This is a genomic window from Streptococcus mitis SK575 (genome assembly GCF_000257865.1).
GTDB lineage: Bacteria > Bacillota > Bacilli > Lactobacillales > Streptococcaceae > Streptococcus > Streptococcus mitis_CQ.
This window is the reverse complement of sequence record NZ_AICU01000008.1, coordinates 1-710: the sequence shown is the minus strand read 5'-3', so window position 1 is coordinate 710 and position 710 is coordinate 1. Positions and strand designations below refer to the sequence as shown.

At 30.7% G+C, this 710-nt stretch carries 1 protein-coding gene; it reads left to right on the top strand.

The features are described 5' to 3' along the window. A partial coding sequence (locus HMPREF1048_RS03370) for a glycosyltransferase family 2 protein (protein ID WP_000851436.1) occupies positions 1–670 on the top strand: 670 nt, incomplete at its 5' end. Positions 671–710: the final 40 nt, after the last annotated feature.

Below are 710 nucleotides of genomic sequence, written 5' to 3'. Positions count from 1 at the left end.
AGCGCGAAATCTAGGCATTGAATGTTCGGTGGGGGCGTACATTACTTTTATTGATTCAGATGATTGGGTGGATTCTGACTATTTAGAAGTCCTTTACAATGCACTTATAGATGAGAATGTAGATATATCAGTGTCTACTTATAAAAGATTTCATATGGCAGACAATTGTTGGTATTTTCATTCTTTTCAGAGGGGATATGAAAAAAGAGTATTTACAAATCAAGAATTAATTGATGAATTTATAGCTTTAGACACTTTTGACTACTCATATCGTTTTGTATGCGGTAAATTAGTTCGCAAATGTCTGTTAGATAAGATTGCTTTTAATGAAAAAACAACTCTTGGGGAAGATATGGAGTTTTGGCTAAAATTATATCTTATTTCTAACAAAATTGTATACGTTAATAGGGATAGCTATGTTTATCGTGTTGATAATGTTAATCGACACTTTGGATTAGAAAAAATTCGTAGTGATATTCAACAAAGATTGAATTTTATCTCATTTCTTTCAGTTAGAGGTATAGATATATCAAAATATGTGAATAGTTGTTTATCTGTAATTAAATATCAAGTTGAGAGACTAAAGGAGTCACCTGAATACGATACATATGGAACAATAAGGTGGCTTCATGAGGTTATGTTTTTGCTAGAGGGGAGAAGTGAATTATAAAATGTTGGAAAATGAATTAATCAGCATTATAATTCCAATC